Source organism: Leucobacter aridicollis (genome assembly GCF_024399335.1).
Lineage (GTDB): Bacteria > Actinomycetota > Actinomycetes > Actinomycetales > Microbacteriaceae > Leucobacter > Leucobacter aridicollis_A.
Genome location: NZ_CP075339.1, coordinates 1,654,274 through 1,670,141 on the forward strand (window position 1 = coordinate 1,654,274; position 15,868 = coordinate 1,670,141).

13 protein-coding genes and 1 pseudogene are annotated in these 15,868 nt (G+C 65.2%); 12 read left to right on the forward strand and 2 right to left on the reverse strand.

Annotation, left to right across the window (positions count from 1 at the left end; translation table 11 throughout):
- Positions 1-27: 27 nt before the first annotated feature.
- The 3 genes from KI794_RS07415 (at position 28) to mshC (ending at position 3,552) form a co-directional block, all read left to right on the forward strand.
- Positions 28-1,338 carry a M20/M25/M40 family metallo-hydrolase gene (locus KI794_RS07415; protein WP_119279512.1) on the forward strand — a complete coding sequence of 437 codons (1,311 nt, stop codon included), beginning with the start codon at positions 28-30 and terminating at the stop codon, positions 1,336-1,338.
- Positions 1,339-1,411: 73 nt separating this feature from the next.
- On the forward strand, positions 1,412-2,281 hold the full coding sequence (locus KI794_RS07420; RefSeq protein WP_119279514.1) for an undecaprenyl-diphosphate phosphatase: 870 nt from the start codon (positions 1,412-1,414) through the stop codon (positions 2,279-2,281).
- On the forward strand, positions 2,278-3,552 hold the full coding sequence (gene mshC / locus KI794_RS07425) for a cysteine--1-D-myo-inosityl 2-amino-2-deoxy-alpha-D-glucopyranoside ligase (RefSeq protein ID WP_255809653.1): 1,275 nt from the start codon (positions 2,278-2,280) through the stop codon (positions 3,550-3,552). Before KI794_RS07420 ends, mshC begins: the two co-directional genes overlap by 4 nt.
- A gap of 27 nt (positions 3,553-3,579) precedes the next feature.
- Here mshC and KI794_RS07430 read toward each other — a convergent pair whose 3' ends face one another.
- A complete protein-coding gene (locus tag KI794_RS07430) occupies positions 3,580-4,551 on the reverse strand; it encodes a PAC2 family protein (RefSeq protein ID WP_119279518.1) in 972 nt (323 codons plus the stop codon).
- A gap of 96 nt (positions 4,552-4,647) precedes the next feature.
- Here KI794_RS07430 and KI794_RS07435 point away from each other — a divergent pair.
- The 8 genes and pseudogenes from KI794_RS07435 to lnt all read left to right on the forward strand — a co-directional run.
- Positions 4,648-5,205: pseudogene (locus KI794_RS07435) on the forward strand (HAD family hydrolase); the annotation flags it as partial.
- Positions 5,206-5,424: 219 nt separating this feature from the next.
- Entirely contained in the window at positions 5,425-6,486 is a 1,062-nt protein-coding gene (locus KI794_RS07440) for a tRNA (adenine-N1)-methyltransferase (RefSeq protein WP_255809747.1), read from the forward strand.
- A 68-nt stretch (positions 6,487-6,554) separates the two neighbouring features.
- The gene (locus KI794_RS07445; protein ID WP_119279523.1) at positions 6,555-7,493 is read left to right on the forward strand and encodes a peptidylprolyl isomerase; all 939 of its coding nucleotides are present in this window, start codon (positions 6,555-6,557) and stop codon (positions 7,491-7,493) included.
- A gap of 13 nt (positions 7,494-7,506) precedes the next feature.
- Positions 7,507-8,571, forward strand: a complete 1,065-nt coding sequence (locus tag KI794_RS07450; RefSeq protein WP_119279525.1) for a helix-turn-helix transcriptional regulator — start codon at positions 7,507-7,509, stop codon at positions 8,569-8,571.
- Positions 8,571-9,593, forward strand: coding sequence for a helix-turn-helix transcriptional regulator (locus KI794_RS07455; protein WP_119279527.1), 1,023 nt, complete (start codon positions 8,571-8,573; stop codon positions 9,591-9,593). The genes KI794_RS07450 and KI794_RS07455 overlap by 1 nt, the downstream gene beginning before the upstream one ends.
- 38 nt (positions 9,594-9,631) lie before the next feature.
- Positions 9,632-10,510, forward strand: a complete 879-nt coding sequence (gene tatC, locus KI794_RS07460; protein ID WP_255809654.1) for a twin-arginine translocase subunit TatC — start codon at positions 9,632-9,634, stop codon at positions 10,508-10,510.
- 23 nt (positions 10,511-10,533) lie between these two features.
- A complete protein-coding gene (locus KI794_RS07465) occupies positions 10,534-12,813 on the forward strand; it encodes a DEAD/DEAH box helicase (RefSeq protein ID WP_370647885.1) in 2,280 nt (759 codons plus the stop codon).
- Positions 12,810-14,471 (forward strand): apolipoprotein N-acyltransferase, encoded by a 1,662-nt coding sequence (gene lnt, locus KI794_RS07470; RefSeq protein WP_255809656.1) that lies wholly within the window; start codon positions 12,810-12,812, stop codon positions 14,469-14,471. Before KI794_RS07465 ends, lnt begins: the two co-directional genes overlap by 4 nt.
- A gap of 10 nt (positions 14,472-14,481) precedes the next feature.
- On the opposite strand, the gene KI794_RS07475 is transcribed toward lnt, so the two are convergent.
- Positions 14,482-14,844: an RNA polymerase-binding protein RbpA gene (locus KI794_RS07475; protein ID WP_119279533.1), complete on the reverse strand. Its 363-nt coding sequence runs from the start codon at positions 14,842-14,844 to the stop codon at positions 14,482-14,484.
- A 246-nt stretch (positions 14,845-15,090) separates the two neighbouring features.
- Between KI794_RS07475 and KI794_RS07480 the strand changes: the two genes are divergently transcribed.
- Entirely contained in the window at positions 15,091-15,867 is a 777-nt protein-coding gene (locus KI794_RS07480; protein ID WP_119279545.1) for an SDR family oxidoreductase, read from the forward strand.
- Position 15,868: the final 1 nt, after the last annotated feature.

The following is a 15,868-nucleotide window of genomic DNA, read 5'->3' on the forward strand; positions in this document are numbered from 1 at the left end:
TGCCGCCCGTCGAGATATGGTGGACGTATGGCAACAGAGCTCAACGTAGAACTGTCGGAAACCGCGCGGATCGCCCGCGACCTCATTCGGATCGATACGTCGAACCGTGGAGAGGGCGACGCGAACCCTGAACGTCCAGCAGCTGACTACGTCAGCGCGTACCTGCGCGAGCTGGGGCTCGACCCCGTCACCATCGAGTCTGCACCGGGCCGCGCGAGCGTTGTCGCTCGCGTCGCTGGTCGCGAGCCTGAGCTTCCCGCCCTGGTGCTCCACGGGCACCTTGACGTTGTTCCCGCAGATCCAGCGAACTGGACTGTCGACCCGTTCGCGGGCGTCGTGAAGGACGGCCTGCTCTGGGGGCGCGGTGCTGTCGATATGAAGGACATGGACGCGATGATCCTCACCGCGATCGCTGAGCTTTTGCGTGCTGGCGAGAAGCCGCGACGTGACGTTATTCTTGCGTTCTTCGCCGACGAGGAGAACGGCGGCGTATACGGCTCGCATCACCTCGTTGAGCACTACCCGGAACTCTTCGCCGGTGCGGGATCGGCGATCAGCGAGGTCGGTGGGTACTCCATCGAGATCGCTGGCCAGCGTGCCTACCTGGTGCAGACCGGCGAGAAGGCCCTCGACTGGATCAGGCTGCGCGCTCGCGGAACCGCCGCGCACGGGTCGCGTGTGTGGCACGACAACGCGGTCACGAAGCTCGCGACGGCGGTCGCCGCGCTCGGCAACCATGAGTGGCCGATCGCCCTGTGCGATACGACTCGCGAGCTCATCGACGAGATTGCCGCGATCGTTGGTGAGGATCCGAAACAGATCAACCCAGAAGAGATGGTGCTGAGCCTTGGCAAGGGCGCTGGCCTCATCCAAGCAAGCCTGCGGAACACCTCGAACCCGACAGTGCTCACCGCCGGGTATAAGCACAACGTCATCCCTGACACAGCTGAAGCGCTCGTCGACGTACGCACCCTGCCCGCGGAGCGCGACGATGTGCTCGCAAAGATCCGCGAGCTCGTTGGTCCCGAGATCGAGATCGAGACTGTGCATTCGGACATCGGGCTTGAGGTACCGTTCGCGGGTGAGCTCGTCGAAGCTATGAAGGCTGCGATCGAGGCGCACGATCCGGGCGCTCGCGTGCTGCCGTACCTACTGTCGGGCGGCACCGACAACAAGGCCCTCGCGCGACTCGGCATCACGGGGTACGGGTTCGCGCCGCTGAAGCTTCCGGCCGACCTTGACTTCCCCGGGATGTTCCACGGCGTCGACGAGCGTGTTCCCCTTGACGCGCTTGACTTCGGGCACGGCGTGCTCGCCGATCTGCTCCGCTCCTACTGATCGTTCAGCCCAGCTTGGGCTAGTCTGGACGACGGCCCGCAGCGCGTGCCACGAGACGGAAGGCCACCACCGAATGGGTATTTTCGAGGCGATCATCCTCGGCATCGTGCAGGGGCTCACAGAGTTTCTGCCGGTTTCATCGAGCGCTCACCTCCGGGTGACGAGTGAACTGCTCGGTATCGGAGATGCGGGTGCGGCATTCACCGCAATCACCCAGATCGGCACTGAGGCGGCGGTAATCGTGTTCTTCTGGCGCGACATCGTGCGCATCATCGGCAGGTGGTTCAAATCCCTGTCTGGCAAGACTGTGCCGCGCAACGACCCAGACGCGAAGATGGGCTGGTGGATCATTCTCGGCACCGTGCCGATCGTGGTGCTCGGGCTGCTGTTCCAGGACGCAATCGAAACGACACTTCGCTCGCTCTGGTTCACCGCGATCTCCCTCATCGTGTTCGGCCTCCTGCTCGGCGTTGCCGATAGGGTCGGCCAGAAGGTTCGTCCCATCGAGAAGCTCACCTGGAAGCACGGCCTGATCTACGGCTTTGCCCAGGCCGCCTCGCTCATTCCAGGTGTCTCGCGCTCAGGCGGTACGATCACCGCCGGCCTCTTCATGGGCTACAAACGTGAGGCCGCCGCGCGCTACTCGTTCCTGCTCGCGATCCCCGCTGTGCTCGGCTCGGGCTTTTACCAGGTCTTCAAGGTCATCAAGGCGCCCGAGGCGCAGACGCCGTGGAGCATGACGATCATCGCGACGGTCGTCGCCTTTGTGATCGCCCTCGTGGTTATTGGCTTCTTCATGCGTTACATCTCAAAACGGAGCTTTATGCCGTTCGTGATCTACCGCGTGCTCATCGGTGTCGTCATCATTGTGCTGCTCATCACCGGCGTGCTCACCCCCGGCGGCGAGGTTCCCGCGATCGCGTTCCAGGATGGTGTGCAGTGAGAACATGGACTCCGCCGATAGTTCCTGAGCTTCCCGGGGCTGGCGAAGCGCCCAAGCTCTTCAACACGGCAAAGGGACGGCTTGAGCACCCAGCGATCCAGGACGATCGCGCCACACTCTACGTTTGCGGACTCACACCGTACGACGCGACGCACATCGGGCACGCCTTCACATACCTGACATTCGACATCATGCAGCGTGCCTGGCGCGACGCCGGCATCGAGACTGTCTACGCGCAGAACATTACCGACATCGACGACCCGCTTCTCGAGCGTGCGAACGCGACAAACGTCGACTGGCGGGCGCTTGCCGACGAGCAAATCGGGCTGTACCGCTCGGACATGCACCGGATCGGGATGATCCCTCCCACGCATTTTGTCGCAGTGACCGAGGCGATCGACGAGATCGCGGACGGCGTGAACCGACTCATGGAACTCGGATACGCCTATCGCGTACCCACACCGGAGTCGGAGGCCGGCGACGACATCTACTTTGACGTCCGAGGCGCGCAGCAGCAGTCGCAGTGGCGGCTTGGCGACGTCGCGCCCTACGAGCGCGCGCTGCTCGAGACGCTAAGCGCCGAGCGCGGGGGTGACCCAGAGCGCGAGGGCAAGCGAGACGTCCTCGATCCGCTGCTGTGGCGCGCGGCGCGCGAGGGGGAGCCGAGCTGGGGCTCAGTCGTCGGCGAGGGCCGGCCAGGCTGGCACATCGAGTGCACGGTCATCGCCCAGCAGGCGCTCGGAGACCTGTTTACCGTGCAGGGCGGTGGCCACGACCTCGTCTTCCCGCACCACGAGTTCACGGCTGCACACGCGACGGCGCTCTCGGGTAAGCCGCTCGCGCACGCATACTGCCACGCTGCGCTCGTATCGTACGACGGACACAAAATGTCGAAGTCGCGTGGCAACCTTGTCTTCGTGTCGAAGCTGCTCGATGGCACGCACGCAGGCCACGCTGTCGACCCATCGGCGATCCGGCTCGCACTGCTCGCAAACCACTACCGGAGCGAGTGGGAGTGGTTCGACAGCGACCTCGAGCGCGCCGAGCGTCGGCTCGCTGCCTGGCGAGAGGGGCTCGAACGCGAGAGCGCCGAGCCGGCCTCGTCCGCTGCGGTGCTCCAACAGCTTCGCGCCGCCCTCGCAAACGACCTCGACACGCCAGTCATGCTCGCGACGCTCGACGCAGCCCTCGACGCGGGTGTCGACGATCCCTGCCTCGTCGCGAACGCCGTCCAGGCACTGCTCGGCGTCAGGCTGCAGCCGGAGGAGTAGCGAGCCAACCAGGATGCTCGGGGCGGTTCAGCGCTCAGGCTGGGGCGCCTCGGGATCCTGATCCTGGTCCGATTGGTCACTAGGCTCGTCGGCATCGCCGCGCGCATCCTGCTCGAGGAACTTCTCGAACTCGGCGGCGAGAGCATCGCCAGTCGTCTCCGCAGCGAGCGCGTCGTCGCGCGCCTCCTCGAGGCTGCGAATGTAGCGCGTCATGTCGTCATCGTTTTCGGCGATGCGGTTGATGTTCGATTCCCAATCGGTCGCCTGCGCGAAGAGCTCGCCGCGGGGGATCACGATGTCTAGCAGCTCCTCTAGCTTGTCGAGGATCGCGAGCGTCGCCTTTGGTGATGGCGCCGAGTGCACGTAGTGGGGCACCTGCACCCAGAGAGCGAGGCTCGCAATAGTCGCGGTTTCAAGCGCCATCTCGATTGCAGTCACAATCCCGACGGGGCCTTCGTAGTCACTTCGTTCTGCCCCGTAGCGCTCCCGCACCTCGGGGTCCTCTGCCGTCACAGTCGTGATGATGGGGCGTGAGTGCGGGGCGTCCGAGTACATCGAGCCGAGGAGCACGACAAGGTCGACACCCCACACTTCGGCGAGTTCGACGACCTCGTCGGCGAAGTTCTCCCAGTCCCTCCCAGGCTCGTACCCCGGGAGGAAGAAGAGGTCGAGCACAGGCGAGCCGTCGATCCGGGTGATCGCATCGGCGTCGCTCGTCTGAGACAGCTGTGCGTCCTGTCCCGGCCTGTGCACGGTCCCGTACAAGCGCGTGTCGGGCCAGTCGATCGTGCGCCGGCCACTCTCGTCGCGGTACATGCGCGGCCGCTGCAGCTGCAGATCGACGAAGCTCTCGCCGCCGATCACGTGCAACAGCTCCGCCTTCTGCAGCTTGATGAGATGCTGCACCGCCTCAGACGTAGCGTCACCAGCGTCGCTCCATCCCTGGAACGCAGCGATGAGCACGCGCGGTGCGAGGTCTGGGGCTGAAGAATCATTCACCTGACCAGACTATCCCCAGGCGTGTGGCGGCTGCGCGCGGCGACTGGTCTTAGCGGTCCAGAGCGATGGGGCGGCGCTGGCGATAGGATTGTGAGAATGACGACTGCGACGACACACGGCCTCCCTGCAGCCGCCCTCTGGGACATGGATGGCACGATCATCGACTCAGAACCGCTCTGGGTCAAGGCAGAGGTCGCGATGCTCGACCGCTACGGCCTCGCATTCCCGGCGGGAACCGAGACGCAGCTCGTCGGGCTTGGCCTTACCGCCGCAGCCGAGCGCTTCCAACAGATTGGCGTACCCCTGAGCGTCGATGAGATCATCAGCGAATGGTCGCGCGCGCTCGTAGCAGGGCTCGCCACGGAGGCGCCCAGGTGGATGCCGGGGGCACTCGAGCTGCTCGCAGGGTTCCGCGAGCTTGGAGTGCCGAACGTGCTCGTCACGATGTCAGTTCGCCCCATCGCAGATGCGGTCGTTGCGCTCCTGCCCGAGGGCACATTTTCGGCAGTCATCGCAGGCGATGAGGTGGAGCACGAAAAGCCCCACCCCGACCCCTACCTGCGCGGCGCGGCGGCAGCCGGCGCGATCGCTCGAGACTGCATTGCGTTTGAGGACTCGCGCCCGGGCGTCACGTCTGCAGTCGCGTCGGGCGCTGTCGTGATCGCGACGCCAGGTCTGGTACCGCTCGAGTCGGGGCTCGCCCACGACACACGGACAACGCTTTCCGGGCTCGACGCTGCCGGGGCGAGCGCCCTATGGGCGCGGCACCGCACCCATCCAACCGAGGAGAAGACAGTGACCACTCACGAACACCACGCCGCCGAGGCGTCAGACGCCGCCGCACCAGCCGCCGGTGCCGCGGCAACCCCAGCGCTGCGTGGCCCGTTCCAGCTCGGCGATAGGGTGCAGCTCACGGGCCCCAAAGGGCGGATGAACACGATCACGCTGGAAACCGGCGGGGAGTTCCACAGTCACAAGGGCATGATCCGGCACGACGACATCGTCGGCGTACCGGACGCCTCGGTGATTTCCAACAGCAACGGTGAGGAGTACCTCGCGCTCAGGCCGCTGCTTTCCGACTTCGTGATGTCGATGCCCCGTGGGGCGGCGATCGTCTACCCCAAGGACGCTGCGCAGATCATCTCGCTCGCCGACATCTTCCCCGGAGCCCGCGTTGTCGAAGCCGGCGTCGGCTCGGGCGCGCTCTCGCTCCACCTGCTGCGCGCTGTCGGACCGGAGGGCGAAGTGCACTCGTTCGAGCGGCGCGAAGAGTTCGCAGACATCGCCCGCGCGAACGCACGCGCCTACGTAGGGGCGGATCCCGCGAACTGGACTGTGCGCGTCGGCGACCTGCAGGAGGCGCTGCCAAGCGCCCTTGAGCCCGGCTCGGTCGATCGTGTCGTGCTCGACATGCTCGCGCCGTGGGAGTGTGTGGGAGTTACCTCCGAGGCGCTCGCACCAGGCGGTGTCGTCATTTGCTACGTCGCGACGGTCACGCAGCTCTCGCGCACCGTCGAAGAGTTTCGTCGTTCTGGGCTATTCACGCACCCGCAGGCGTCAGAGACGATGGTCCGCGGCTGGCACGTCGAGGGCCTCGCGGTTCGGCCAGACCACCGAATGGTCGGGCACACGGGGTTCCTTGTCACCGCGCGCAAACTCGCCCCCGGCACGAACCTGCCGAGCTTGAAGCGCCGTGCATCAAAGAGTGACTTCACCGACGCCGACATGGCGAGTTGGCTGCCAGACATGGGGGAAGGCGGCGACTCCGAAGCTTGGAGCGAGGAGAACGTCGGCCAGCTCGTGAAGAGCGACAAGATTCTGCGAAAGAAAGCGCGTGAGGCGAAGCGGATTGCAGACCATCGAGTTGGCGCCACCGACCCAGCTGCTGACCAGGCTGAAACCGTCGGCACCGCGCCTGACGCCAACGAGAAGTAAGACCAGACCCCCAGCGCGTACCCGGTAGGATGGCCAGGTTCGCATTCGACGCACTCGAGAGGTGTTCCATGCTTCGTCGCATTGCCCCCGTGGTACTCACCGTTGCTGTTTCAGCAGCAGTTCTGACAGGCTGCAGCTCGGCTGACACAGCCGGCGTTGATCGCGCAGACTGCACCCCGACGCTCGGCGCGGGCGCGCTGAGCGACAGCGTCGTCGTGCTCGGTGGATTCGGCACGGCTCCCGAGGTCTCGATCCCAGCTGACACCACGGCGACTGTTTCGCAGCGCTCGATCGTCGACAGCGCATCCGCGAAGGCGGGCGCCCAGCCCGCGGGGAACAACACGATTGCCTCGGTAAACTTCGCGTTCTACGATCAGGGCACCGGCGAGAAGCTCTTCGAGAGCGCAGGTTTCGGCGGTCAGAACTCCACGAATGAGTTCTTCATGGTCTCGGACGAGTCGATGAACCCGCTCACCGCTGCCATCGAGTGCGCGGTTCCCGGCGAGCGCGTCGTGCTCGCGCTCAGCCCCGAGGACGCCCTGCCGCTGCGCCAGCAGATCGGCGGCACCCCAGAAGCCGCGCTCGTGGCTGTAATGGACGTCGAGGGCGTTTCAGAGCTCCAGGCATCAGGCCGTACGAAGGGGCTACCGAACGGATTCCCCGCGGTCGTTACCGACGAGAACGGCGTCCCCGGCGTCGTGCTTCCCCCGCGCGATGCGCCAGTTGGGATCGAATCTGGCGTGCGAATCGCTGGATCGGGCGAAAAGGTTGAAGCCGAGGGGCGCCTGCTTGTTCAGATGCTCGCAGTGAGCTGGGACGGGTCAGTGCTCTCGAACACCTGGACAGCCGGTGGGCCGCAGCTACTCCCCGGTGAAACAGAGTCAGCGGCGCAGGGCCTTGCCTTCCGTGAGGAGCTCACGGGTAAGAACGTCGGTTCGCAGGTCGTCGTCACCGAGGGCGGGGACAGCGCCCGCGTCATGGTGATCGACATTCTCGCGGTGGGATAACACGGGGTCACGAGTGGCCCGGTCTAAGGTTCCGAGCGAAGAACGCGTATTCAGCCTTGTGCTCGCACTCGTTGCGAGCACAAGCGGTCTGACGAAGCACGAGCTGCTCTCTTCCGTCTACGGCTACTCAGACAGGTACCGAGAGGACGCGCAGCGGGCCTCGCTTGAGCGTCAGTTTGAGCGCGACAAAGAGCAGCTGCGCGAGCTCGGAATTCCAGTCGAGGCGGTCGACTCGCCGGGTGAACCGGGCAACAACCAGCTCACGCGCTATCGCATCTCAAAGGCAGCGCTACAGGTCCCGCCCGGGCTGAGCTTCACCGACCGAGAACTCATGATGCTCCGCATGGCGGTGCTCGCGTGGCGGGAGGGCAGCCTCACCGACGAAGCTCGGCGAGCTGCGATGAAACTCGAATCACTCGGCGGTGGGCGCGACGCGCCAAGCATCGGTGTGAACGCGGGTTTTGGCACAGCGGAACCTTCGGCGCCGGCGCTGCTCGCCGCCGTGGAGGCTGGGCAGCTCGTCGAGTTCGACTACCAACTGCCCGACCGCGACGCACCCCTCGCGCGTCGTGTCTATCCATTGCAGTTGCACCGGTTCGAAGGGCGGTGGCACCTGATCGCGTTCGACGCGCACCGGGCCGCGACGCGCGTGTTCCTCCTCGCGAGGATCTCGGGCACTGTGACTGTGTGCGAGCCAACGGCAACCGATCCTGCCCGGCCGGACGAACCTGCCGCGCTTATCCGGCTCGCGGTTGCCGAGATGCAGGCGTTGCAGCGCGAGACCCGCGCAACTGTGCGCGTGCGGACGCACTCGCGCGCCGACGCGCGGTTCTCCCGGGGCGCCGTGGTGTGTTCTGAGGACGCCGGCTCGCGGGTGCTCGAGTTCGGCACTGTTGACATGCACGAACTCGCCGCGATAGTCGCGAGCTACGGCTCGGATGCCGTCGCCCTCGAGCCACCCGAGCTGCGTGCCAGAGTGATCGAACTCTTGCGCGCGGTGGATTCGAAGCACGGTGGGACGCCGCCTTGCTGGGTCGCGGATCAGTCGCCCGCCGAATCTGACGGGAGAGACCGCTGATGGCGAGACCACTGCTCGCAAGCGACAAGGTGCTGCTGCTCCTGTCGCTTGTGCCGTACCTCAGGGAACACGGCCCGACGCCAATTCCCGAACTTGCGCGGACCTTCGAGGTCGAGCCACGGATGCTGCGGAGCCTCATCGCTTTTCTCGGCACCGCAGGCATCCCAGGGGAGACGCTGTCGTACCAGCACAATGACCTGTTTGACATTGACTGGGACGAGTTCGAGGAGCGTGATACTGTCTCGCTCACGCAGACTGTCGCAATTGACGACACGCCGAGGTTCACTGGCGTCGAGACCGCCGCGCTGCTCGCGGGACTCGCGGCGCTTCAGCCGCTTCTGGAGCCAGCCGACGCCCAGGTCGCGGCGGATCTCGGCGCTCGCCTCGGTGCGGCTATGGGATCGGCGCAGGTGCCGTCTGTGGCGGTCTCACAGACTGACCATGACGGCAACCTTTCGCTCATCGTTCGCGCGATCGAGCGGGGAGACCGCGTACGCTTCAGCTACCGCGACGCGGCTGGCGATGAGAGCTCTCGCACCGTTGTTCCCCAGTCGCTTACTGAACGGGAGGGCGTCTGGTACGTGCACGGTTACAACGTTGAACGCGCAGCCGACAGGACGTTTAGCGTTGCGCAGCTCAGCCAGCTCACTGCCCTGGACAGCGACAGTGCGACTCCGGTTTCCGCCGATGCCGCGGAATCAGATACCTCCGGCAGATCACCGCAATTGCCCGGTGGTGACGCGGCCGATACCCGGCCAACTCGCGCCGGAACCGAGATCCTCGCCGTCGTGCCCACGCGACTACTCGGCGCGATCCGCGGATTCGCGCCTGAGGTTGTGACGAAGCACGAACGCCCGCTACCCGAGGGTGCGTGCCTCGTGCGCATTGACGCCTGGCACCCCGGTGCGGCCGTGCGGCTCGCCCAGCACGGGCCGGGTGAGATTGAGATTGTTGCGCCGCATGCAGCACGTGTTGCTGTGAGCGAGTGGGCCGAGTCAGCCCTCTGGGCATACGGCGAGTAGCGCGGCTTTCAAGAGGCAGAAAACGATACACTGACGCCATGGCGAAAGAGGGACGCGGCCCGCGTAACCGAGAAGGACGAATGAGCCTTGGCGAGCATCTCGTCGAACTCAGAAAGCGCCTGATGTACGCCGCGCTCGGGCTCGTGGTTGGGCTCGTCGGTGGCTTTCTCGCTGTCGACTGGGTGTGGGACATGCTGCGCGAACCGATCAACGCGCTCCAGCTACAGGGCCGCAACGCTACCCTCACGTACGGTGCAATCACGGAAGCGTTCGACCTGCGGATTCAGATCGCGCTCTTCATCGCCGTCGTCATCTCCGCTCCGATCTGGCTGTACCAGGTGTGGGCGTTTCTCGCCCCCGGTCTCAACCGCAAGGAGAAACTGTACGGTGTCGGGTTCCTCGCGGCCGCAGTTCCACTCTTTCTCGCTGGTGTCTACGCTGCCTGGTCGGTGCTGCCGAACATCGTGCGCCTCATGGCGACCTTTCAGCCCTCCGAAGACGCGTTTTTCTTGAGCGCCAGGCTCTACATTGACTTCTCAGTAAAGCTCATGCTCGCTGTCGGGGTCGGCTTCGTCATGCCAGTCGTGCTCGTCATGCTGAACTTCGTCGGCATTATTCGCGGAAAGACCATCCTCAAGGGGTGGCGAGTTGCGATCCTCATCATTGTGCTCTTCGCGGCCCTCACCACGCCCGCCGCCGACCTCTGGAGCATGTTCCTGCTCGCGGTGCCGATGGTGCTGCTCTACTTTATTGCCGTCGGTATTGCGATCTTGCACGACCGCCGCGTCGATAAGCGGCGCGCCGCGGAGTTTGCCGAGTACGGCATCGACATGAGTGACCCCGATCTCAGCGAACTCGACAACGACGCCCCAAATGCCCGGCCCGCCAAGCCCCGAGAGGCAAACACAGACACGTGAACGACACGCCAGCTCAGCCAGTAGTGCCGGTTGACCCGGCCGCAAACACCCCAACTGACTCCGCGCTCGCGCACTTCGAGTCGCGCCTCGAATATCCGCTCGACCCGTTCCAGCGAAACGCATGCGAGCGGCTGGAGGCAGGACGCAGCGTGCTGGTGGCGGCCCCCACGGGCTCGGGCAAGACAACCGTCGCCGAGTTTGCCGTCTATCTTGCCCGGCGTGAACGAGATGCGAAGATCTTCTACACAGCGCCGATCAAGGCGCTGTCGAACCAGAAGTTTCACGAGCTGTGCGCAGAGTACGGCGAAGACGAGGTGGGGCTCCTCACTGGCGACGTCAACATCCGCGGCAGCGCGCCGATCGTCGTGATGACGACGGAGGTGCTCCGCAACATGATCTACGCGGACTCAGACACACTTGACGACCTCGCGTTCGTCGTGCTCGATGAAGTGCATTATCTCGGCGACCGCTTCCGTGGGGCGGTGTGGGAGGAGATCATCCTGCATTTGCCAAAGCGTGTCAGGCTGGTGTCGCTCTCGGCGACGGTCTCAAACGCTGAGGAGTTCGGTGACTGGATGCACGCCGTGCGGGGCGAGACCGACGTGGTGTTGTCGGAGGTGCGGCCTGTTCCCCTGTACCAGCACGTGCTCACGAGCAAGGAATTGCTGCCGCTCTTCGTTGACAAGCAGGGCGAACTCGCGCGCGGCGGCAAGGTCAACCCTGAACTGCGGATGCTTGGAAACCGCGGACGTGGGGGCCGTGGCGGCGACAGACGCAGGTCGCGTGGCGGCCCGCCGCAGCGTCGCACCCGCCGCGTCTCGCGCGCAGACATCGCGCGGGCGCTTGACGAGACGAAACTGCTTCCTGCGATCGTCTTTATCTTCAGCCGCAACGGCTGCGATCAGGCAGTCAGGCAGTGCCTATACGACGGCATCGCCCTGACGAATCGTGAGGAACGCGCCGAGATCAGGCGCGTCGCCCAGCAGCTCATCGATGCGCTCAGCGATGAGGATCGCCGCGTGCTTGAGACGCGTGAGTGGCTTGCCGGGCTCGAGCGCGGCATCGCCGCGCACCACGCCGGGCTGCTGCCAGCCTTCAAAGCGGTCGTCGAACAGCTCTTTCAGCGCAGGCTCGTGAAGCTCGTGTTCGCGACGGAAACACTCGCGCTCGGAATCAACATGCCCGCACGCGCTGTTGTTATCGAGCGCCTTGACAAGTTCAACGGGGAGCAGCGAGTGCCGCTCACCTCGGGTGAATTCACTCAGCTCACGGGGCGTGCTGGTCGACGCGGGATTGACGTGGAAGGCCACTCGGTTGTGGTGTGGAGCGATGCCGTCGACGTCGATGAGCTGAGTCAGCTCGCGGGCACGCGATCGTTCCCGGTCAAGTCAACGTTCCGGCCAACCGCAAACATGGCTGTCAACCTGCTGCAGCGCCTGAGCTACGTGCAGGCCCGCGACACGCTCGAACTCTCGTTCGCGCAGTTTCAGGCAGATCGCGCGGTTGTCGATCAGGCACGCGAACTCCAGTCAGCACAGTCCTCACTCAAGGGCTACGAAGCTGCGGCAGCACGCGCTCAGGGTTCTGACAAGAAGCGCTGGGAGGACAGAGCACGCAAGCTCCGCAGGCAGCTCGAGCGAGGTAGACGGCAGGTCGCCAACCGCACCGGCACGATCGCGCGGACGTTTGAGCGTGTCGTCGAGGAACTCCTTGAGCTTGGCTACCTGGAGGGCGATACGCGCACTGGTGAACTCGAGGTTGCACCCTTTGGCGAGCTTCTGCGGCGAATCTACGGTGAACGCGATCTGCTCGTTGCCGAGTGCATCCGTGATGACCTGTGGCGTGGGCTCGACGCGAACGGGCTCGCTGCGATGTGCTGTGCACTGAGCTACGAGCCGCGCCGCGATGACGAGGGTGGCGAGCGGGGACCGGGCGGCAAGTTCGCGCAGTCCTTCGACCGTGTCATCAACCGGTGGGTGGAGCTCGACGATCTCGCCGACAGGTACAGGCTGCCGCGACCAGATATGCCCCACGCGGGACTCGCCGGCGCAATGTACGACTGGTCGAAGGGCGCGACGCTTGAGCGTGTACTCGAATCCAGTGGGGTTGGTGCTGGCGACTTTGTGCGGTGGGCGAAGCAGACGATTGACATGCTCGATCAGGTCGCCCAGGCGTGCGAGGTGGCGCTGACGCTCGAAGCCCTTGAACACGAGGCTGCACGGTTTGGGCTGCTCGCCGCGCTCGCCCGCGACGCGAAGCGCTCGATCCGCCGGGGCATCGTGGAGACCTCGAGTTCGTCGTGACAGACACATCTGTGAATCAGCAGCCCGGCCGGTTGCCCTGGTGGATCGCGCTGCCAGCCGCGGTCGTAGGTGGCCTACTATTTGACGTCGCGAACCCAGGGGCCGCGATCTGGCCCCTCGTGTTTCCAGCCGTCGCGCTCTTGCTCGCCTCGTGGTGGCAACAGCGAGCTGGCGTGGCAGCGCTCGCCGGGTTGGCAGCAGGCGCAGCGTTCTGGCTGACGCACCTCCATTGGCTGACGCTCTACCTCGGCCCGGTGCCGTGGCTTGGACTCGGGCTCGTGATGACCGCGTGGTTCGTGTTGCAGGGAACGGTGACCGGAGCTGTGACCCGGGCGATCTGGAAGCTCTGGCCATGGCGAGGTGCGACGCAGGGGAAGCGGCGACTGGCCCCGCTCGGGCTGATCGCCGGGCAGGCGGTCGCCGCTGCGGGCATCTGGGTGCTCCGGGAGGGGATCCAGGGGACTTGGCCCTATGGCGGGTTCCCGTGGGGGCGGGTCGCGCATGTGTTTGCCGACGCTTCGTTCGGCGCCCTCGTATCGTGGGTCGGCTTCGCAGGTCTCAGCGGCCTGATGGTGTTCGCTGTCGCGCTCGTCGTCGGCGGATGTTTCGGCGCCGGTCACGGTGCGAGACTGTTCGGCGCGAGCTTCTCTCATCGCGCCCGTTCCGTGGCGGCCAGTGGCGGGCTGCTAGCTGGCGGTGTCGTCCTCGTGCTTGGGATGCTCGCGCTTGTGCCGCCTGCGGCGCTCGAGCAGACTGGCAGCCTTCGTGTCGCTGCCGTGCAGGGCAACTCGAAGTCGGGCATCTTTGATGACCGCGAATCCGGTGACGTCTACGCTGACCACGTGCGCGGCACAGAGGAACTGCTTGACGAGCTCGAGGCGACGGATGACCGCGTCGACGTGATCCTCTGGCCAGAGAACTCCGCTGAGTTTGGCCTCACGGACAACCCGCTCCGGGGACGGGAAGTCGCGCTGCTATCGAAACGCGCAGGAGCGCCGATCGTTGTCGGTTCCGTGCTCGCGAACGAGGACGGAACCTACACCAACAGTTCAGTCGTGTGGGGGGCGGAGGGCCAGTCCGAGTCAGACGCTGGGACTCGCTACGACAAGCGGTTCCCCGTACCGTTCGCCGAGTACATGCCGAACCGCAGCTTCTTTCGGGCGCTCGCACCGGACCTCGTTGACCTTGTACAGCTCGAATACGAGGCGGGGGAGTTTGAGCCCGTGCATGGCTTTGAGGCACTCGGACGCGAGGTCGTCGCCGGCGTCGCGATCTGCTTCGACATTATCTTTGACGACCAGGCTGAGCGCATGGTCTCCAACGGTGCCGAGGTCATCTTTGCACCCACGAACAACGCGGACTTCGGGCGCACGGACGAAAGTGTCCAGCAGCTGCAGATCGCGCGCCTGCGCGCAATCGAAACCGGCAGAGCGCTCGTGAACATTTCGACAGTTGGCACAAGCCGGATCATTGCCCCTGACGGGCACGACCTTGACGGTCTCTTGCCGTTCACGCGGGGTGCGATGGTCGCAACTGTTCCGCTTGTGCAGGGTGAGACGCCGGCGCTCGCGTATGGCGCACTCATTGCGGCTGCCTGGATGACTGCGGGTCTCGCAGGTATGGGACTCTCGGTGTACTGCAGGTTGCGTCGGGGGTAACTCGGCGAAGCTACTGGTCGCTCGTGCCGCGGCGCGCTCGTAGGAGTTTCAGCCGCTCGGCGAGCAACTCCTCGAGCTCCTCGCGACTGCGCCGCTCAATGAGCATGTCCCAAGGCGTGCGCTGGGAGTTCTCCTTGGCCTCGAGCTCAGCGCGGGCGGTGCGCCCGGCCTCGTCGTCGAGAAACCCGATCTCGCCGCTGCGCTGGTCAACCCATTCTGGCGGTGGTTCGGCGTCGGCGTCGAAGACGACTGCGAAGACCACACCCTTGTCAGTGACGTACTCGACTTTGCGGCGCGGCGAGAGTTCAACGCCGGTTTCGCCCTGCAAGCTTGTCGAACCGATTCGTGAGCCTTTAAGTGTTCGATCGGCCATGAAGCCTCCCTCGCCATCGGCGGCGATGGGGGTGAGCCGCGGGGGTAGGGCTCTGCCGCCGAGTTCTTCGCAGCGTATCGCGATTTGAGCCCCGAGTACACCCCTTTTTCGCGGTCAGCGTCATCGCGCGCGGTGTGCGGCGTGCGGACAGGTCCGGCCGTGAGGCATACTCCAGCTCGCCCGGTTGTGGACTACGCTTGGACACGATCAAACGTCAACCTACTTGCACGCTGAGGAATTCATACTGTGACTGAGACCGTAGCCACCCCGCCGCTTGAAGCTAAGAGCCTGGAAGGCCGTCGGGCGCTCGTGACGGGCTCCTCTCGAGGGGTGGGCGCAGACACCGTCCGCTATTTCGCTGAGGCAGGCGCAGATGTCGTCGTGAACTTCCGCAATAAGGCGCCGCGTGCTGAGAAGCTCGGCACCCAGCTCCGCGAACTCGGCGTCCGGGCGCTCGTGCAGGGAGCTGACCTCACAGACGAACAGTCTGTCACCGAGATGATGGAAGCCATTCGCGCCGAGTTTGGCGGCCTCGACATCCTTGTGCTGAACGCCTCTGGTGGCATGGAAGGCGGCATGGCCGAGGACTACGCCCTCCAGCTCAACCGCGACGCGCAGTTGCGAGTGCTCGACGCTGCGCTGCCGCTTATGGGGGAGGGGTCGCGTGTCGTCTTCGTGACGAGCCACCAGGCGCACTTTATCCGTACGACTCCAACGATGCCCGAGTACGAGGCTGTCGCACTCTCGAAGCGTGCCGGTGAGGACGCGCTCCGCGAGCGGATCGCTGAGCTCGCTGAGCGCGGCATCGGGTTTGTCGTAGTGTCGGGCGACATGATTGAGGGCACCGTGACGGCGACGTTGCTCAACCGCATGAACCCTGGCGCAATCGAGGCGCGCCGCGAGCAGGCAGGCAAGCTGTACAACGTCGCCGAGTTCGCTGCTGAAGTCGCTCGCGCCGCGGTTGAAGAGGTTCCCGCTGACAACACCCGTCTCGTCGGTGACGTGTCGAGCTTCGGCGCCTAGC